General features: G+C 40.0%; 19 protein-coding genes. 10 read left to right on the top strand and 9 right to left on the bottom strand.

From position 1 onward, the window contains the following. Positions 1-27: 27 nt before the first annotated feature. Genes nusB through glyA form a run of 3 tightly spaced genes read right to left on the bottom strand, consistent with a single transcriptional unit; the run spans position 28 to position 2,263 of the window. Complete coding sequence (gene nusB, locus RICGR_RS01770) at positions 28-474, bottom strand: transcription antitermination factor NusB (RefSeq protein WP_006035513.1); 447 nt, start codon at positions 472-474, stop codon at positions 28-30. Next, entirely contained in the window at positions 449-949 is a 501-nt protein-coding gene (gene nrdR, locus RICGR_RS01765; RefSeq protein WP_006034659.1) for a transcriptional regulator NrdR, read from the bottom strand. The genes nusB and nrdR overlap by 26 nt, the downstream gene beginning before the upstream one ends. A gap of 18 nt (positions 950-967) precedes the next feature. Beyond that, a complete protein-coding gene (glyA, locus tag RICGR_RS01760; protein ID WP_006036015.1) occupies positions 968-2,263 on the bottom strand; it encodes a serine hydroxymethyltransferase in 1,296 nt (431 codons plus the stop codon). A 204-nt stretch (positions 2,264-2,467) separates the two neighbouring features. On the opposite strand from glyA, the gene ettA reads away from it, so the two are divergent. The 5 genes from ettA (at position 2,468) to miaA (ending at position 8,672) form a co-directional block, all read left to right on the top strand. Beyond that, complete coding sequence (gene ettA, locus RICGR_RS01755) at positions 2,468-4,144, top strand: energy-dependent translational throttle protein EttA (protein ID WP_006035809.1); 1,677 nt, start codon at positions 2,468-2,470, stop codon at positions 4,142-4,144. Between the two features lie 22 nt (positions 4,145-4,166). Beyond that, positions 4,167-4,655: a tRNA (adenosine(37)-N6)-threonylcarbamoyltransferase complex ATPase subunit type 1 TsaE gene (tsaE, locus tag RICGR_RS01750; protein WP_006035226.1), complete on the top strand. Its 489-nt coding sequence runs from the start codon at positions 4,167-4,169 to the stop codon at positions 4,653-4,655. A 105-nt stretch (positions 4,656-4,760) separates the two neighbouring features. Further along, positions 4,761-5,822 (top strand): bifunctional glycosyltransferase family 2/GtrA family protein, encoded by a 1,062-nt coding sequence (locus RICGR_RS01745; protein ID WP_006034921.1) that lies wholly within the window; start codon positions 4,761-4,763, stop codon positions 5,820-5,822. A gap of 65 nt (positions 5,823-5,887) precedes the next feature. After that, positions 5,888-7,735 (top strand): DNA mismatch repair endonuclease MutL, encoded by a 1,848-nt coding sequence (mutL, locus tag RICGR_RS01740; RefSeq protein WP_006035021.1) that lies wholly within the window; start codon positions 5,888-5,890, stop codon positions 7,733-7,735. A 22-nt stretch (positions 7,736-7,757) separates the two neighbouring features. Next, positions 7,758-8,672 carry a tRNA (adenosine(37)-N6)-dimethylallyltransferase MiaA gene (gene miaA / locus RICGR_RS01735; protein ID WP_050763972.1) on the top strand — a complete coding sequence of 305 codons (915 nt, stop codon included), beginning with the start codon at positions 7,758-7,760 and terminating at the stop codon, positions 8,670-8,672. Here the strand turns inward: miaA and RICGR_RS01730 are convergent. Genes RICGR_RS01730 through RICGR_RS01720 form a run of 3 tightly spaced genes read right to left on the bottom strand, consistent with a single transcriptional unit; the run spans position 8,669 to position 11,454 of the window. Then, positions 8,669-9,946 carry an MFS transporter gene (locus RICGR_RS01730; protein ID WP_006035690.1) on the bottom strand — a complete coding sequence of 426 codons (1,278 nt, stop codon included), beginning with the start codon at positions 9,944-9,946 and terminating at the stop codon, positions 8,669-8,671. The genes miaA and RICGR_RS01730 overlap by 4 nt on opposite strands. Before the next feature lie 12 nt (positions 9,947-9,958). Then, complete coding sequence (locus RICGR_RS01725) at positions 9,959-10,525, bottom strand: non-canonical purine NTP pyrophosphatase (RefSeq protein WP_006035533.1); 567 nt, start codon at positions 10,523-10,525, stop codon at positions 9,959-9,961. Between the two features lie 2 nt (positions 10,526-10,527). Next, on the bottom strand, positions 10,528-11,454 hold the full coding sequence (locus tag RICGR_RS01720; protein WP_040615094.1) for a DUF1338 domain-containing protein: 927 nt from the start codon (positions 11,452-11,454) through the stop codon (positions 10,528-10,530). A 120-nt stretch (positions 11,455-11,574) separates the two neighbouring features. Between RICGR_RS01720 and RICGR_RS01715 the strand changes: the two genes are divergently transcribed. From RICGR_RS01715 to RICGR_RS01695, 5 genes are all read left to right on the top strand, one after another. Then, positions 11,575-11,907, top strand: a complete 333-nt coding sequence (locus RICGR_RS01715) for a YqfO family protein (RefSeq protein ID WP_006035735.1) — start codon at positions 11,575-11,577, stop codon at positions 11,905-11,907. Then, a complete protein-coding gene (locus RICGR_RS01710) occupies positions 11,900-13,579 on the top strand; it encodes an AsmA family protein (RefSeq protein ID WP_006034961.1) in 1,680 nt (559 codons plus the stop codon). The genes RICGR_RS01715 and RICGR_RS01710 overlap by 8 nt, the downstream gene beginning before the upstream one ends. 40 nt (positions 13,580-13,619) lie before the next feature. Next, the gene (mutY, locus tag RICGR_RS01705) at positions 13,620-14,684 is read left to right on the top strand and encodes an A/G-specific adenine glycosylase (protein ID WP_006035205.1); all 1,065 of its coding nucleotides are present in this window, start codon (positions 13,620-13,622) and stop codon (positions 14,682-14,684) included. A 69-nt stretch (positions 14,685-14,753) separates the two neighbouring features. Continuing rightward, positions 14,754-15,017, top strand: coding sequence for an oxidative damage protection protein (locus tag RICGR_RS01700; protein WP_006035820.1), 264 nt, complete (start codon positions 14,754-14,756; stop codon positions 15,015-15,017). A 43-nt stretch (positions 15,018-15,060) separates the two neighbouring features. Continuing rightward, complete coding sequence (locus RICGR_RS01695) at positions 15,061-15,900, top strand: purine-nucleoside phosphorylase (RefSeq protein ID WP_006035423.1); 840 nt, start codon at positions 15,061-15,063, stop codon at positions 15,898-15,900. A 4-nt stretch (positions 15,901-15,904) separates the two neighbouring features. Here RICGR_RS01695 and RICGR_RS01690 read toward each other — a convergent pair whose 3' ends face one another. From RICGR_RS01690 to RICGR_RS01680, 3 genes are read right to left on the bottom strand one after another with little or no spacing between them, the layout of a single operon-like run. Beyond that, entirely contained in the window at positions 15,905-16,654 is a 750-nt protein-coding gene (locus RICGR_RS01690; protein ID WP_006035989.1) for an SDR family NAD(P)-dependent oxidoreductase, read from the bottom strand. After that, positions 16,654-17,454 carry a segregation and condensation protein A gene (locus RICGR_RS01685; protein WP_006035054.1) on the bottom strand — a complete coding sequence of 267 codons (801 nt, stop codon included), beginning with the start codon at positions 17,452-17,454 and terminating at the stop codon, positions 16,654-16,656. The genes RICGR_RS01690 and RICGR_RS01685 overlap by 1 nt, the downstream gene beginning before the upstream one ends. 20 nt (positions 17,455-17,474) lie before the next feature. Further along, positions 17,475-18,113 (bottom strand): site-2 protease family protein, encoded by a 639-nt coding sequence (locus RICGR_RS01680; RefSeq protein ID WP_006035657.1) that lies wholly within the window; start codon positions 18,111-18,113, stop codon positions 17,475-17,477. Positions 18,114-18,201 lie beyond the last annotated feature (88 nt).

The raw sequence follows: 18,201 nt of genomic DNA, 5'->3' as shown, positions 1-18,201 counted from the left end.
ATTCGATTAGTAACGTTAAGGAAATAACTAATTTTTACAATCTATTGCACGATTTTTTTCGGCTATTCGATGTAAAATGCCATTGACATATTTATAACTATCGGTTGCGCCAAACATTTTCGCTAATTCGATCGCTTCATTTAAAATGACTTTATAAGGGATTTCACTACAGTTCAGTAATTCATAAGTCCCCAATCTTAAAATAGCCCATTCTACGCAATCTAATTGACACAGTGGTCGATCAACGAATGATTGTAAATAACGATCTAATAATTCGTGATCGTTCAAAATACCTTGGACGATCAACGTAAAATAAGCGGTATCCACACTTTTCATTTCTTCTTGGGCTAAAAATTTAGTTTGTATCACAGAAAACGTTTCCTGTGTTAATTGCCACTGGTAGATTGCTTGCACTGCAAAACGACGAGCGCGTTGTTTGGCTTTAAAATTATTTTTTTTCGATTTCTGTGTCATGTGAATATTTTTTATTCGCTGAAATGTCTTGTTTTAATTGTTCAATCGCTTGATTAAACGCTTGAATATCTTGGAAACTACGGTAGACTGAAGCAAATCGCACATACGCGACGGGATCTAAATCACACAACTCCTCCATCACCCATTCCCCAATTTGCCGCGATGAAATTTCACGTTCGCCTAAAGCGCGTAACTTTTTCATTAAGCGTAAAATAACATGCTCAACCTGCTCACTTGAAATAGGTCTTTTTTCAAGTGCTTTCAGCATACCGGTTCTTAACTTTTCCTGACAGAATGCACTCCGTGTATTATCGCGTTTGATAACCCGTGGTAATCCCAGATCAGCGGATTCAAAACTACTAAAGCGTTCATTACATTGTAGACATTCGCGACGACGTCGCACTTGTTGACCATCACTACTCAACCGCGAATCAATCACTTTCGTCTCGGCTTCATTACAAAAAGGACAATACATCGTGTAATCTCTGTCAATTTATTCAATAGAATCCATCGGGTTATCGTCTCGTCTCTCGGCGGAGTATACTGGAAATTGATGGCACAGCGCTACGACTTGTTTTTTAATCATTTCTAGACGAGCCGAATCGTTTCGATTATCCAGCAGATCGCACATCCAATGGGCAACCTCGCGAACCTGACTTTCTTTAAAACCACGGGTGGTCACAGCGGGTGTTCCCACGCGCAAGCCACTCGTTATAAACGGTTTACAGGGATCATTGGGCAACATATTTTTATTTAAGGTGATAGAGGCTTTTTCTAATAAGGCTTCTGCTTCCTTCCCTGTCATTTTCTTGTCAATCAGATCGATTAAAAAAAGATGGTTATCCGTTCCACCCGAAACAATGTTATAGCCTCTTTCTTGCATCACCTGAACCATCGCCTTCGCATTCAAAATAACTTGCCTCTGATACGCTTTAAAGTGGGGCTCTAATGCTTCCTTGAACGCAACCGCCTTTGCAGCAATCACATGCATCAAAGGCCCTCCTTGTTGACCTGGAAATACTGCTGCGTTTAATTTTTTTTCAATCTCAGGATTAGAACGCGCTAAAATGAGGCCTCCACGAGGTCCACGTAATGTTTTATGGGTCGTACTGGTCACCACATCCGCAATGGAAATCGGTGAAGAATAAAGACCCGCAGCAACTAACCCGGCAACATGCGCGATATCAACCAAAAAATAGGCCCCGACTTCATCGGCGATATCTCTGAATCGTTGCCAATCCACTTCACGTGAATACGCTGAAAACCCTGCAATAATTAACGCCGGTTTGTATTTTTTTGCAAGCGCTTCGACTTCTTCGTAATGAATACGTTGTGTATCGGACGTGACACCATACGCATACGATTGATATATTTTTCCTGAAAAACTCACTTTTGCGCCATGCGTTAAATGTCCACCATGCGCTAAACTCATCCCTAGCAACGACTCACCGGGTTTTAATAAAGCCATATAAGCCGCCGCATTCGCTTGCGAACCCGAATGGGGTTGTACGTTCGCATAATCCGCTTTAAATAATTTCTTGGCCCTCTCTACTGCTAATTGTTCTACCTCATCAACATATTCACACCCGCCATAGTAACGTTTACCCGGATAACCTTCTGCATACTTATTGGTTAAACCTGACCCTTGTGCTTGTAGCACACGGGGGCTTGCATAGTTTTCCGAAGCAATTAATTCCAAATGATCTTCTTGACGTTGCATTTCTTTATTCATTGATGACCATAAATCAGGATCAAAATTATTAATTGTGTCTTGTAATGAATACGACATGCGAAACTCCGTATTAAAAATAGCGTTAAACCAAATGTTGGTTTATATTACCTTCTTTAATAGGGAATCAAAAGCACAATTTCTCCCTCACTATTTATCAATTCACGATTTTTTTAGATTCTAAAATCTGAATAAATACTAAAAAATCTAGCGTCTGATAGCGATTATTGTTACTATTTTATTTTTTCAAAAATCATCTACATTATGTCACAGCACGCTATCTATACCTTGCAGGCGGTCAATAAAGTGGTTACGCCTCAAAAAGAAATTTTAAAAAATATTTGGCTCTCTTTTTATGCCGGCGCTAAAATTGGCGTTTTAGGGCTAAACGGTGCTGGTAAATCATCGTTACTCCGGATTTTAGCTGGTATTGATACTGATTTTACAGGAGAAGCACAGGCACAAGCTGGAATCAGAATCGGCTATTTAGAGCAAGAACCTCAACTCGATCCACTGAAAGATGTTCGTGGCAATGTAGAAGAAGCTATTTTAGAAACGAAAAAATTACTGGAGCGCTTTCATGAAATCAGTATGAAATTTGCTGAGCCGCTGAGTGAGTCCGTCATGAATCAGCTTTTTGAAGAACAAGGAGCGCTACAAACACAACTGGACGCGAGTGGTGGTTGGGAATTAGAACGTAAACTCTCCATTGCAGCAGATGCTTTACGCTTACCACGCTGGGATGCACGCATCACGCAACTTTCAGGCGGCGAACGTCGTCGTGTGGCCCTGTGTCGGTTATTATTATCCAATCCTGATATCTTATTACTCGATGAGCCTACCAATCATTTGGATGCACAAAGCGTCGCGTGGCTTGAACGTTTTTTAACGGATTATTCGGGTACAGTCATTGCGGTCACGCATGATCGTTATTTTTTAGACCATGTAGCGGGTTGGATTTTGGAACTGGATCGCGGTCAAGGCATTCCCTATGAAGGAAATTACTCTGCTTGGTTGGCTCAAAAGCAACAACGCCTTGCACAAGAAGGAAAACAACGTGCTGCGCATGAAAAAAGCTTAAAAGCCGAACTAGACTGGGTACGTACTCATCCCAAAGGGCGACAAGCGAAAAGTAAATCCCGTTTAGCGCGTTTTGAAGAATTAAGTTCACAAGAATTTCAAAAAAGAGCTGAAACGCAAGAACTCTATATTCCACCGGGACCCCGCTTAGGTGATTCGGTTTTAGAATTTGATCAACTAACTTTTGGTTACAACGGAAAACGATTAATTGATAATTTCAGTTTTATCGTACCCAAAGGGGCTATCGTGGGTATCATTGGCCCCAATGGCGTTGGAAAATCCACTTTATTTAGGCTTATCATGCAGCAAGAACGCCCGGATAGTGGGTGCATCCGTCAAGGTGCTTCAGTAAAGCTTGCCTACATTGATCAACATCGTGATGCATTGAATCCTTCTCATACCGTTTGGCAAGAAATTTCTGAAGGGCTTGATATCATGACGATTCATCAATTCCAAATGCCTTCTCGTTCTTATGTCGGACGTTTTAACTTCAAAGGATCGTGTCAGCAAAAATTAATAAAAAACCTTTCTGGCGGAGAACGTAATCGAGTCCATTTGGCTAAATTATTACGCACGGGGGGGAATGTATTACTCCTTGATGAACCCACCAATGATTTAGATGTCGAAACCTTACGCGCTTTGGAAGAAGCGTTATTAAATTTTCCAGGATGTGTTTTGGTTATTTCTCATGATCGTTGGTTTTTAGATAGAATAGCCACGCATATTTTAGCGTTTCAAGATAATCAAAAAATTGATTGCTTTACCGGTCATTTTACAGCGTATGAAAATGATCGTTTAAAACGCCTCCACCATGACGAGCAACCCAAGAAAAAAATAAAATATAAAAAATTAGTGAATTAATCGATCGACTTCAACGCTTTATATGTTCATTAAAACAGAAAAAGAAACCATTCAACTCGCTCAAAACTTGGCCCAATGTTGTCCTTCCCAAAAAAGAATAATTATCTTTTTTGAAGGGGAATTGGGCGCTGGAAAAACATTTTTTATTCGTTCTTTTTTAAACGCGTTAGGCTACCGAAGTTTCATCAAAAGCCCCACCTATACGTTGATGGAAAAATATAACGTCGGCCCTTTTTTAATTTATCATCTTGATCTCTATCGTTTCCAATCCGCTAACGAAATTTTTGATATGGGCCTGATCGATGAGTGGGATTTTCAAGGAATATGGTTAATAGAATGGCCGAACAGGGCCTCTGCTTTTTTACCTCAACCGGATATTGTGTGTCGGTTGGATATCCTTAAAACCGGTCGGCACATCCAATTCCGTGCCAAAAGTCCAGACGGTAAACCTATCATACAATGTCTCAATAAACGTTTAATCCTGTATAATCGCGCTTCGTATTCTCACTGAAAGCCTTTCTCACATTGACTTTCGATCCAATCATTGTACCCTTTTTGATAAAATCAGTCTTACAAAGGTCTAGTCTCCCTTATTGCTTTTACTTATACTCAAGTTATGTTAATCGACACTTCACCGACTATTCTCATTCCTGCTTATCAACCAAATGATAATCTCGTTCTATTAATAAAAGCGTTACGTGATAAGCAGTCTCAGCAGCGAATTATTGTTGTGGATGATGGATCCTGCCCGGAAAAACAAACTATTTTTTCAAAAATTCAACCGTTTAACATTGAACTTCTCCGTCATTCCAAAAATAGAGGCAAAGGCCAAGCCTTGAAAACAGGGTTTCAGCATTGGTTAGGAACACGTCATCCCGAGGAAGGTGGCATTGTGACCGCGGATGCCGATGGCCAACATTCACCGCACGATATTTTGCATCTTTCTGCTATTTTTGTACAAAATCCTTCGATGCTCTATTTAGGGAAACGCACCTTTAATCAAGCACCCGTTCCCTGGCGTAGTCGATGGGGAAATAAACTGACGAAATATATTTTACGTTTGTTTAATAAAACACACTTAGAAGATACGCAGACTGGTTTACGGGCTATTCCTCATCAATTGATCGTACACCTATTAAATTTAAATGCGTGCGGCTATGAATTTGAGCTAGAAATGTTATTAATTGCTGAAAAACAACAATTTACTATTCGAGAAATCCCTATACAAACTATTTATTTAGAGAATAATCGCTCTTCGCATTTTAACCCCTTCGTTGATTCTATCAAAATTTATTTTGTGTTTATCCGTTTTGCTGCTATCTCATTAATTTCCGCTGCCATTGATTTTGCATTATTTTCCTTAACGTATTGGTTGAAAAAAAATATATTTCTCGCTGTTTTATTGGGACGAATTTTATCGGCGACGTTCAATTTCAAACTCAATCAGCATCTCACGTTTAAAAGTAAAAACCCTGGATTGTCCGCTGCATTAAAATATACTGCATTAGCCAGTTTTTTAGGTTTCATCGCTTACAGCCTCATTCAATTTATTCATGGGTTAGGGATTAACGTGTATAGTAGTAAAATTATTGCTGAAATTGCATTGTTTATTCTTTCATTTACGTTACAACGCTTTTTTATTTTTAATAAAATACCGTTATTGGAAGCAAAATCTTAATACACTGAATATACTGTTCCCATCAAAAATTTGTTAAAATCTTTTTTTCTTTATTGCATTAAATTATGTTGAGTCGCATCCAACGTTTACCCCATCATCTAGCCAACCAAATTGCTGCCGGAGAAGTCATCGAACGACCTGCATCGATCGTCAAAGAATTAATTGAAAATAGTCTCGATGCCGATAGCCAACACATTGATATCGATATCCTAAAAGGCGGCATTCAACGCATTCGGGTCCGTGATGATGGTCGAGGGATCCATAAAGAAGATTTAATTTTAGCATTAGATCGGCATGCCACAAGCAAAATGAATACACTCAATGATTTAGAGCGAATCAAGACGCTCGGATTTCGTGGTGAAGCATTAGCCAGTATCAGTGCGATTGCTCGTCTTCGCTTAAGCTCCTCGATAGAAACTACACACGGCGGTTGGATGATCACATCCGATTATCATCACGATCGCATCGCCGACCCGGTTCCTTGTCCGCATACACAAGGAACCTGTGTCGAAATTCAGGATTTGTTTTTTAATACCCCTGCACGACGCAAATTTTTAAAATCTGAACAAACTGAATTCGGTCATATCGAAAATATAGTGACCCGTTTAAGTCTTAGCCATTTTTCCACCCGCTTTACATTACACCACAATAAACAACGTATTTATCACCTTCTTCCCGCCCCTGATGAGATAACGAAAGAAAAACGTATTGCAACGCTATGTCATCCTTCGTTCATAGAAAATGCAATTTATATTGATATGCAGGCGACCGATTTACACTTATGGGGCTGGATTTCATTACCCACGTTTTCACGCAGTCAACCTGATCTCCATTATTTTTACGTGAACCAGCGTATTATTAAAGACAAATTAATCAATCATGCCATTAAACACGCGTATCAAGATGTACTTTACAAAGGTCGTCACCCTGGTTTTATTTTATTTCTCGAAATCGATCCCTCCGCTGTCGACGTCAATGCACATCCTGCGAAATATGAAGTTCGTTTTCGCGAAAGCCGTTTAGTTTATGATTTTGTGAAGCAAAGCCTGCTCAACGCGTTAGCCAACACTTACCCCCAATCACCGCCGTGCTCGGACCCATTGCCCGTTCAATCCACTGAATTATCTCAAAAAATCGTCGATAGACCGATGCCTCCCCCGCATTCTCAACAAAATCATTTACCTTTACAGGTTACAAAAAATGATGTTCCCCTCGCGACGAAAACGGTGCATGATGCGTCTGTTATGGTTCAAGACGCTCAAAAATTATTCATCGCAGAAGAACCTACGGTTTCTCAGGTAAAAAAATCAAATGAAAAACCGATAGCGGATCCACCGTTAGGTTTTGCGTTAGCTCAACTACGGGGTATTTATATCTTAGCTGAAAATACGCAAGGATTGATTATCGTCGATATTCATGCTGCACATGAGCGCATCCTTTATGAACGCTTAAAACAAAATTTACAGTCAGCGGGTTTAAAAACACAAGTTTTATTACTTCCTATCACATTAACGCTGACTCGAGAAGAACTTCAGTTCGTCGAACAATGTAAACAGTTATTGACACAATTTGGGTTTGAAATAGAAACACTGGGACCTGAAACCGTTGTCATTCGGCAAATTCCTGAGCTTTTATCAGACACGAATATCGAACAATTAATCCATGACGTTTTGAACGATTTAACGCAACACGACGAAAGTCAACAATTATCGGTAAAAATAAATGAATTACTGTCCAGTATTGCCTGTCACAGCGCGATCCGTGCTCATCGCACGATGACGCTGCCAGAAATGAATCAATTGCTTCGAGATATGGAACAAACCTTACGCAGTAATCAATGCAATCATGGTCGACCCACCTGGAAACAATGGTCAATCTCTGAAATTGACCGCTTATTTTATCGTGGACACTAAATTTAAACCGGTCATTTGTCTTATGGGCCCCACCGCGTGTGGAAAAACGCAATGCGCTATCGATTTACTGTCTTATTTCGATCTCGAAATTATTAGTGTCGATTCAGCAATGATTTATCGTGGCATGGATATTGGAACCGCCAAACCTTCCCCACTCACATTAAAACAGGCTCCCCATCGACTCATTAATACGCATGATCCCAGTGAAGTTTATTCTGCGGCTGAATTTAGAAGCGATGCCATAAACGCGATAGACGCTATTTTAAATCAAGGGCGCATCCCTTTATTGGTTGGCGGAACGATGCTCTATTTTCATGTTTTGCAACAAGGTATCGACGCGTTACCCGCTGCAAATTTTACGATACGTCAGCAGCTCAAAACGGAACAAGCCACTCTTGGCTTAAAAAAGCTACATGAGCGTTTATCGGTGATTGATCCCATCGCCGCACAGCGTATTCATCCCCATGATTCCCAACGTATCTTTCGTGCACTCGAGGTTGCTCAGCTCTCAGGAAATTCATTAACCGCGTTACAAACAACGTCTTCCAACACGTTACCCTATTATTTTATTAATATTGCTTTGTTTCCCAATGATAGATATCGCTTGCATCAAACCATTGCGGACCGTTTTCAAACCATGTTAGCACAAGGATTTTTAGAAGAAGTTGAAACATTATTTAAACGAGACGATCTTCATACTGATTTACCCGCGATTCGCACGGTGGGTTATCGACACCTCTGGAATTATTTACAGGGTACATTTTCGTATGCTCACATGAAGGATCGCGCCATTATTGCCACACGACAACTCGCTAAACGTCAATTAACCTGGCTACGTTCCTGGAAAACGTTGAATACGTTCGCCTGTTATGAGTCTGATACGACCAAAAAAATGGTTCATTTAATTAAAACGAACTTAAAAAACGCTAATTTTTAGGGTGCAATCGGATTAAAACGATGAACGTTATTGCTTTTAATCATTAGTAAACTCCCCAGGGCCACACTCGCACCGAAGACAAGATAGAGTCCCGGTATCGCCACATTGGACGTCTTTGCTATTAAATAAATAACCACCATCGGTGCTGTTCCTCCGAAAAAAGAATAGGCGAGATTATAACTCAACGCACCTAAACTAAAACGGATAGCCGCGGGAATTAAATCAAGTGTCAGCGCCATTAAAGGTCCTTGAAAGCTGGCCGCAAACACCGTAAAAATAAGTTGCGCTATCATCATAGTCAACAAAGATCCCTGTGAAACCATGACATAAAGCGGATAACTCAAGCAGAGTAGTCCACTTGCGCCTATCAACATTAAATATTTTCGTTCGTATTTATCGGAAAGCCAGCCAAAAAAAATATCAAACACAATCAGTAACATTAATAGTAAATTATTCAATGCATGCACATAAAGCTTAGAACGACCCAGAATATCTGTGAGATAAACGGGCATAAAAATAAAAACTAAATACGTTATCAAGGCAGATAATAAATAGAGTCCCATTAATTGAGCCAGTAATCGTTTATAGGAAACAAAAATTGTTTTTATAGGAAATTTTTCGATTAAGTTGTGTTTATCTAAATCTTGAAATTCGCGTGATTCTGCCGTTTTCGCTCGAATATAATAGGCGACTAAACCGCTTATCGTCGCTAAAAAAAAGGGGAATCGCCAACCAAAACGATAAAGAAAATCGTCTTGAAAACTCACAAAAATAATAAAAACAATAAAGGATCCGAGTAATAAGCCCATCACGGAACTTGCCCAGATTAACGCGGAAAAAAATCCAGTTTTATCAGAGGGTATTGACTCTACAATAAAACACGCTGAACCAAACGCTTCCCCACCGACCGCAATCCCTTGCATTAAGCGAAAAAAAAGTAATAGTCCTGGCGCACTCACGCCAATGGTTGAATAATGAGGCAGGAATCCTATGCCACACGTTGCAACGGCCATCAATAATACGCTTAAACTCAACGCTTTTTTTCTACCTCGTGTATCGCCCAAGTAACCGAATAGTACTGCACCCACAGGACGCGCTAAATAACCCACCGCAAATACGCCGTAACTGAGCAACAACCCTATCGACGGTAAGGAAAGAAAAAAAATTTTTGCGAAAAGTCCCGCTAAATAGGCATAAAGACTAAAGTCATACCACTCTAAAAGCGTTCCGATACACGCTGAAAAAATAACGTTTTTTTGACTTCGTGTCAGCATTTTTCCTAAAGATTAACGGGTCTGATACCAATCCACAAATTTTTTTAATGCGCGTTGACGAAAAGAAAAATGAAAAAAATGATCGGTATAACGTAATTGTGCCAAGGTTTTATCGGAACCGTCTGGTTTAAAAATAGCTGTCAAGGGAAGCGTAGGATGTGAGGAAAAATCTTCTGGCAGCACGATGCTCCCTTGACAAATTCCTTCAAATAACTCCGTCTGTAAACCATCCGTATACGCTAATTGCAAAATAAACGAGGCGCGATTATCGTCTTCAACCAACTTCAATAAACCTTTAAAACCTAACCCTTGGAAAACAAACTTCGATAATGTCCCTGGAAATTGGTGATAGGCTGCAAAAAATAAACCACCATCATCAAGTAATAAAGGTTGTTGCACCCGCTTATACGCTTTTTTTACCTTATCACGCACAACGATCGTTTGATCTAAGCTTTGAATTTCATCAATATCAATCGCCCATTGCTTGATATGAAACGAGGGCGCCATTTTAGTAAAAAAGTGGCTCACTTCTTCGAATTTACCGGCGTTATTCGTCACATAATACAGTTTATGGTTCAATTTTATGATTCCGAAAGTAAATAAAGTGATTCAACCACATGACGCGCGTTATCTGCAACAAATCCCGTAAAATAATCATCCCAGAATCGATTGTCTCCTACTTTTTTGGGGAAACGCCAAACAAATTCAATAAACCTGTCCGCCAAATCAATTTGTCCATCGGCAAGTTCTACGGAGCGCATACTCGCTTGTGTCGAACTTTGTTCAATCCCTTTCGTTCTATTTCCTTTGATCACACCTCCTTTTTGGTTCAATGAAATCATTAATTGAGAATTTAAAATGTCATTAAAGTGACTTAAATGACGAAATTTTTTAGATAAATGGATAGACCATGCAAAATGATTGACGTGGCGACCCATCACTAATACCCATGCTAATAATTCATTTTGACTTTTTACGATTTCATATTCTTTTACAGTAGGAAGTGGCCAATCTCTTGTTTGAAGGTAATTCAGAATAAAATGGCTTAATTGATCGGCTGCGTTTTCATCCTGCTGCACGGTCCGTTGGTGTAAAAACTTCAGTTGATTCACCTCCAAAGCGGGTGCGAATCCTGCATAATAATCAATAATTTCTAAAATTTTAGGCGATAAGGCTTCACGTCGAAAATCAGCCACAACAATTTGGGGGGGCGCGTTGATAGCTAACGTATCCTGTTTGATTGCTTCAGAAAGCCATCTAAAATTATTTTGTTTTTCGGCTAAATAACCTTGCCCACGTTTTTCATAACCCAGATAAGAAAACAAACACGTCAACACCTCGATACCTGTATGCGGACCCGGTAAATCAATCAATGCAAAATGATCCTGAATGAACGTTTCTTGAAACTGTTCTTTCATGTAATACTGAATACTTTCTATTTCCTTTACATGAACGCTATAATTTTTCCACAGTTGATTAAAAATAGTGCGTTTAACGTGGTTTAACATAAATTTGCCGACAACGAATGATTCAATAAAAAATTTTTCTATCTTATTGGCCAATTTGATTTGGAATACTATATACTAAAGGCCAGAATAACCCTATCCATCCGTTGCTTACGTTAAGCTATGTACAAAATTTCAGTTTATATTCCAAGTGATCATCTTGAAGCGGTTAAATTAGCTATGTTTGATCAAGGGGGTGGTCGATTAGGCCATTATGAACACTGCGCTTGGCAAGTTTTAGGTCAGGGTCAATTTCGCCCCACGGCAAAAGCGAATCCTTTTTTAGGCCATGAAGGCCGCTTAGAAACGGTCGATGAATATCTCGTCGAAATGATTTGTGAAGAAAAATTTATTAAGGCGGTTATAACCGCTTTAAAAAAATCACATCCTTATGAAGAACCGGCTTATTCGATCGTTCGAATAGAAAATTCCTATGAGGAAATAAATCATGCCTAAATTATTTCGTATTGTATTGATGTTAATAAGTGCCGTTATTTTATTAGGCCTGGTATCGTTAATCGGTCTTGTGGTCTTTGTGAATCCAAATGATCTGAAACCACAAATTAGTCAAGCCGTGACTCAATTTACGGGTCGCCAACTTCATCTCGATGGAAACATTCAATGGTCTATTTTTCCCTGGTTAGGTTTGCAATTAAATGACGCAAGCCTTGCGAATAGTCCTGGTTTTGGGAGGAACCCGCTCGCTCAAATTAAAAAATTGGATATTCAAGTCCGTTTGCTTCCTTTATTCCATAAACAATTAGAAATTGGTAAATTACAACTCAATGGATTGGCGCTTTATCTGGTAAAAAACGCTCAAGGTCACGTTAATTGGGAAGGACCTTGGTCCTCCTCTTCAAAAACAACCCCGACTCATCCGGATAGCCATCCTCTCGAACATTTAAAACCTCTTGGATTTATTGTTGCCGGTTTAGGTATTCGAAATGGTCACATTATCTACGCGGATCAACAAAAAAACAAACGCTATGAAATCACTCATCTTCAACTTAAAAGCACTCATCTTGCAGTGAATAAACGCTCCCCTGTTGATATCCAATTTAATTTAAATACCAATGCCTCTATGAAAGCTGCCGTTAAATTACGTTCAACGCTTTTATGGCGTGCAGACGATAATCAGCTTGAATTAAACCCGTTTCATTTAAATACTTTTTTACAAGACGCGCGCACTCCAAAAAAAGAACTGCCTTTTTCATTAAAAGGCAATATCTTTATCGATTTAAATAAACAAACGCTGAATGCGGATAAGCTTATGGCTTTTATTAACCACACCCCACTAACAGGCCATATTTTAGGTCAGAATTTTTTGAATAATCCGTATTTTACAGGGAGTTTTACTAGCCCACACATGAACGTCGGACGGTTCGTTTTCAAAAAGATGCAGCTTGGTTTTCAATTTAAGGATAACTTACTCACACTGAAACCCATTCAGGGTCAATTTTATCAAGGTCATTATCAAGGCGATGCGACGATCAATTTTAATTCAAAAAATCCATTCATCACGGCTCAAAGTCAATTTAATCAAATTAATACGGCGTCACTCTTTCGCGATTTAACGAATATGAGTCAAATCCAGTTAGCCGGTTTAGCGTCATTGAATTTTACGCTCACGACACAAGGAAACACAGCGGAATCCTTCATAAAAAATCTAAACGGACAAGGTCAATTTAATATTGATCACGGGGCTTTAAAAGGAATTAATGTATCGTATTGGATAAGCTTCGGCAAAGCGCTTCTTAGACATCAGGTTGCGCCTAAAAAAATGAATGCAGAAACCCCATTCGACCAATTCAATGGACGCTTTACAATCGTTCAGGGAATACTGAACAACCCCGATTTAGTCATCCGTAGTGGTCGTTTACGTGTTCATGGTAAAGGGGTATTGAATTTGCCTCAACAACACATCGATTATGAATTAATGGCTCAACCACTATTAGCGGACGGTAGTCCTGAAGGAGTCGCTATCCCTATTCGAATTTCTGGTCCCTTGCAACAGGTGGTCATTAGTCCCATTCTGGATCAATTGAGTGTTGGCATCATTAAAGAAAAGCTGAAAGGAAAGCTTGAAAATACTTTAAAAAAGCTGGATCTCAATAAACTATTTCCATAATATCGTCATTCATGATCCAGCATAACTTCTCTCAATTTCCGTGACATTAACACCTGCCCAATTTCAAAAAAAAATTCTCACCTGGTTCCATCAATCCGGTCGTAAACATTTGCCCTGGCAACAAGTCCAATCTCCTTATTTTACGTGGCTTTCGGAAATTATGCTGCAACAGACGCAAGTAACGACAGTCATTCCTTACTTTCAACGTTTTACCCATCATTTTCCGACATTATCTTCATTAGCGAACGCCTCACTGGATGAAGTGATTCGTCTCTGGTCGGGTCTTGGTTATTATGCGCGTGCACGTCATTTACATCGTTGTGCGCAAATCATTGAAGAAAAATATAAAGGCAAATTTCCGCAAGCGTTAATCTTATTACAAAATTTACCCGGCATCGGCCGATCCACTGCAGGTGCTATACGGGCGTTAGCCTTTAACCAGCCTGCTGCCATACTTGACGGTAACGTGAAACGGGTGTTCAGTCGGTTTCACACGCTTTCTGGTTGGCCCGGTTTAACGCACGTCAATAAACAACTGTGGACCCTTGCGGAACGTTATACGCCTCACAATAAGCACGTCCGCCATTATACGCAAGCGATGATGGATCTCGGCGCATTAATTTGCACACCAAAACACGCTCAATGTACTGAATGCCCTTTACAGCGTCACTGCAAAGCTTACAAAGAAGATTGTGTGATTCATTATCCTTCCTCTAAACCCGTTAAAATGAACCCTTCTCGGGCTATCACGATGGTCATTTTAATCAACGCGCGTCAAGAAATTTTATTAGAAAAAAGACCACCCCGTGGAATTTGGGGAGGCTTATGGAGCCTTCCCGAATGTACGATTACTGAAAAAATAAAAAATTTTTGTAAAAAAAACTATCATTGCGAAACGGAAAAATCGATAAAAAATTATCCGTTTTTAAAACATACCTTTAGTCATTTTCAACTTGAAATCCGCCCTGTTGCCATCCGCGTAAAAAAGTGGTCGCCTCCTCAGATGGAATCTAACCCTATAGTCTGGTATAACAAACAACAACTCGCTTCTATAGGTCTTGCAGCACCGGTTAAAAAATTATTAAATCAACTGATAGAGGCTTAAGGTCAAGAACATAAAAAATTGAGCCCTGTCCAATAACAGACAAACATTTAATAGGAAGCATCTATTTTTATGAATCGAACAATTTATTGTCTTAAATTACACACACAAGCGGAAGGGCTTGATTATCCTCCTTACCCCGGAGAATTAGGTCAACGCATCTATCAATCCATTAGCAAACCGGCGTGGCAACAATGGATAAACCATCAAACCATGCTCATTAATGAATATCGTTTAAGTACCTATGAACCCCAAGCGCGTGAATTTTTAAAAAAAGAAATGGAAAAGTTTTTATTTGGCACTCATGAAACACCGATGACGGCGTCTACCGAATAAGAATACTTTTCAAACTCCATGATAATTGACCCAAAGGCGCTTTATGATGATGACCTCTGTGCAACAACTTGCTCAATCTATTTTAAACGATCGGCCCACGTTTCAAGCAAAACTTGGCATTATTTTAGGCTCTGGTTTAGCGGATATCGCCGATAAATTAACGGATAGTATTTCAATCCCCTATGCTGAACTTCCTGGTTTTCCAGTCAGTAGTGTCGAGGGTCATCATGGAAAAATGATAGTGGGTTATCTGAATAAAATACCTGTCGTCTGCTACCAAGGACGGATTCATCTTTATGAAGGGATGCACGCGAACGATTTTAAGCTTTTTATTCGAACCTTAAAATATTTGGGTTGCCGTGCCGTCATCATGACCAACGCCGTCGGATCATTAACTAAAAACGTGGATGCAGGCCAATTAGTTTTAATTTCTGATCACATTAATTTACACCCCATGAACCCTCTCACAGGGCCGAATGATGAAGAATTTGGTCCGCGCTTCTTCGCGATGGATGATGCGTACGATCCCGGTATTCGACATATTATTCGACAAGCTGCAAAACAGTTGTCTATCCCTTTAACTGAAGGAATTTATCTCAGTGTTCTCGGACCTAACTTTGAAACGCCGGCAGAAATTCGTGCCTTTCGGCAGTGGGGCGCAGATGTTGTCGGCATGTCAACCGTTCCTGAAGTCATCGTTGCACGACATTGTGGTTTAAAAGTAGCAGTCATTTCTGTCGTCACAAATCTTGCTGCAGGGCTGAGCAAAGAACCGATTACACACGAAGGAACGGTGCATTTTGCAGCGAAAGCCAGTCACCATCTTGGCCGATTAATCGAAGCGTCCGTTGTTCCCATTGCCCAACAATTCTCTGCCCAATAAGGAATTATTGTATGGTATAACCGCCGTCAATAGACACTAATGCTCCGGTCATAAATGAAGCCGCATCACTACATAAAAAACCAACCAGCTGCGCAACCTCTTCTGGTTTTCCCACTCGTTTTAAGGGTAATTTTTCAGCGATGCGTTCTTTGAGCGCTTGACAGGATAAACCAGTTTTTTGCTTAAATTGTTCTAATACAGCGTGATACATCGGCGTATCAATCGACCCTGGGCAAACACAATTGACTCGAATACCGTAACGTGCATAATCCAACGCTGTACTTTTCGCTAATTGTGCGATAGCCGCTTTGCTCGCACCATAAATAGCGCACTGTTCTTTCGCAATAAAGGCTTGATCAGAGGCCATTAAAACGATTGATCCGCGCTGATGGCGTTTCATATGGGGTAATAAATGTTGAAGACAATAAACAGTGCCCCATACATTCGTTGCAAACACGTTGTGCATCGCACTCAAAGAACTCTCTTCAAGGTTAGCAAATAAGTGTATACCTGCATTACAAAAAAGATAATCCACTTTATGCGTTTTTTGGATAATACTTTCCACGGCGAATTGAACTTCTTTCGTATTCGCCACATCACATTTTAAATAATAAACGGATTGGGAAGGCCTATCTTTCAATTTTTTTTTATCCAGAATATAAATCTTTGCCCCTTGCGCACTAAATAAGGCAACCGTTGCTGCACCAATACCTGATGATCCTCCGGTTATTATTATTGTTTTACCTTGAAACATCAGATTCCTCGCACTTTTATTTCTCCAAAAGGTAAGACTTGTGAAAGTTCAATAAACGCTTGGCGCCATAACTCTAATAAGGCCATGAAGGTGATGACAACACCGCGACGGCCTTCCTCCCGTTTAAATAACTCGATAAATTTTATTTCCGATCGAGTCGCCAGTTGACGCTTAATCTGCACGATACGTTCTTCAATCGATAAAGGCTCTTCAGCAATGGCATGGTGTGTCTTTAACGCCGCTCGCGCTAAAACCGATTGAAATGCTACCACTAATTCCTCTAAAACTAAATGTGAAATGTGTGTGTTCGATGAAAATTTTGCTTCAACCATTGCTAAAAAAACATCACGACCGAGACGGGGTAATTGATCGAGGTTTTGTGCAGCCTGTTTAGTCCGTTCATATTCTTGCAAGCGGGAAATTAACTCCGCACGTGGATCGGTCTCGTCCGTTGCTTGAATTTCAACCGGCTTCGGTAACAATAGTTTTGATTTAAGTTCGGTTAATACGGCCGCCATGACAAGATATTCTGCGGCAAGTTCAATTTCTAAATTCTGCATCAACTCAATATAGCGAATATATTGACGGGTTATTTCAGCAACGGGAATATCTAAAATATCAAAATTTTGCTTTTTGATGAGATAGAGCAACAAATCTAAAGGACCCGTAAATACTTCTAACAATATTTCTAACGCGTGAGGAGGGATATAGAGATCACGCGGTAATTGATCCCAAATTTGTCCCCGGACAGTCGCCGTCGGTGTTTCATGGCACTCTGTAGCCTGTCTATTTTCGTTCATAGCGTAACCCCTGCGTAACGTTATAAACCAAAAAATCTAAAAAAAACAGAGAGTAAACCCTGTAATAACGGGCCTAAAATTCTACCTAAAAGACCACTGGCTAACAAAAGCACTAAAATAAGAAAGCCATAAATTTCTAGCTTGTTAAATTGATACGCCATCGCAGGCGACAAAAAACTAGCCACGACTCGACTTCCATCTAAAGGAGGGATCGGGAGGAGATTTAATAACATTAATACCAAATTAATAGATATGCCGATCTGAGCCATATAAATAATAGGAATATTATTCAGTGTCATCGCAATTTTTGCAATCACCACCCATATAAACGCCATCATGAGGTTCGCCAGCGGACCTGCTACCGCAACAAACGCCATATCTCGTCGTGGTTTTTTTAGATTCTGCCAGGTAATCGGTACCGGTTTTGCCCACCCGAATACAAAACCACCCAGCGAGAAAAGAATAGCCGGCACAATGATCGTCCCAATAGGGTCAATGTGTTTCAAGGGATTCAACGTTAAACGGCCTAATAATTTAGCCGTAGGATCCCCACACTTTGAAGCCACCCAGCCATGTGCTGTTTCATGGACGGTAATTGCAAATAACAAGGGTATTATCCAAAGTATGATCTTTTGGCCTAAAGAAAAATCAGCACCCATTTTTAACTCAACTGCTTATTAAAATTAAAGTATATACCCATCCCAATTGATAATGCGAACCTCATCTCGCAAAACAAATCAAAATCTG

The organism is Rickettsiella grylli (assembly GCF_000168295.1).
GTDB lineage: Bacteria > Pseudomonadota > Gammaproteobacteria > Diplorickettsiales > Diplorickettsiaceae > Aquirickettsiella > Aquirickettsiella grylli.
Note: the sequence above shows the minus strand (reverse complement) of the source record. Positions and strands in the feature narration are given on the sequence as shown.

Bases quoted from the DNA above. Each gene is read 5' to 3' on its own strand.
- nusB (WP_006035513.1), bottom strand. From the start codon at position 474: ATGACACAGAAATCGAAAAAAAATAATTTTAAAGCCAAACAACGCGCT.
- nrdR (WP_006034659.1), bottom strand. From the start codon at position 949: ATGTATTGTCCTTTTTGTAATGAAGCCGAGACGAAAGTGATTGATTCG.
- glyA (WP_006036015.1), bottom strand. From the start codon at position 2,263: ATGTCGTATTCATTACAAGACACAATTAATAATTTTGATCCTGATTTA.
- ettA (WP_006035809.1), top strand. From the start codon at position 2,468: ATGTCACAGCACGCTATCTATACCTTGCAGGCGGTCAATAAAGTGGTT.
- tsaE (WP_006035226.1), top strand. From the start codon at position 4,167: ATGTTCATTAAAACAGAAAAAGAAACCATTCAACTCGCTCAAAACTTG.
- RICGR_RS01745 (WP_006034921.1), top strand. From the start codon at position 4,761: ATGTTAATCGACACTTCACCGACTATTCTCATTCCTGCTTATCAACCA.
- mutL (WP_006035021.1), top strand. From the start codon at position 5,888: ATGTTGAGTCGCATCCAACGTTTACCCCATCATCTAGCCAACCAAATT.
- miaA (WP_050763972.1), top strand. From the start codon at position 7,758: ATGGGCCCCACCGCGTGTGGAAAAACGCAATGCGCTATCGATTTACTG.
- RICGR_RS01730 (WP_006035690.1), bottom strand. From the start codon at position 9,946: ATGCTGACACGAAGTCAAAAAAACGTTATTTTTTCAGCGTGTATCGGA.
- RICGR_RS01720 (WP_040615094.1), bottom strand. From the start codon at position 11,454: ATGTTAAACCACGTTAAACGCACTATTTTTAATCAACTGTGGAAAAAT.
- RICGR_RS01715 (WP_006035735.1), top strand. From the start codon at position 11,575: ATGTACAAAATTTCAGTTTATATTCCAAGTGATCATCTTGAAGCGGTT.
- RICGR_RS01710 (WP_006034961.1), top strand. From the start codon at position 11,900: ATGCCTAAATTATTTCGTATTGTATTGATGTTAATAAGTGCCGTTATT.
- RICGR_RS01700 (WP_006035820.1), top strand. From the start codon at position 14,754: ATGAATCGAACAATTTATTGTCTTAAATTACACACACAAGCGGAAGGG.
- RICGR_RS01695 (WP_006035423.1), top strand. From the start codon at position 15,061: ATGATGATGACCTCTGTGCAACAACTTGCTCAATCTATTTTAAACGAT.
- RICGR_RS01690 (WP_006035989.1), bottom strand. From the start codon at position 16,654: ATGTTTCAAGGTAAAACAATAATAATAACCGGAGGATCATCAGGTATT.
- RICGR_RS01685 (WP_006035054.1), bottom strand. From the start codon at position 17,454: ATGAACGAAAATAGACAGGCTACAGAGTGCCATGAAACACCGACGGCG.
- RICGR_RS01680 (WP_006035657.1), bottom strand. From the start codon at position 18,113: ATGGGTGCTGATTTTTCTTTAGGCCAAAAGATCATACTTTGGATAATA.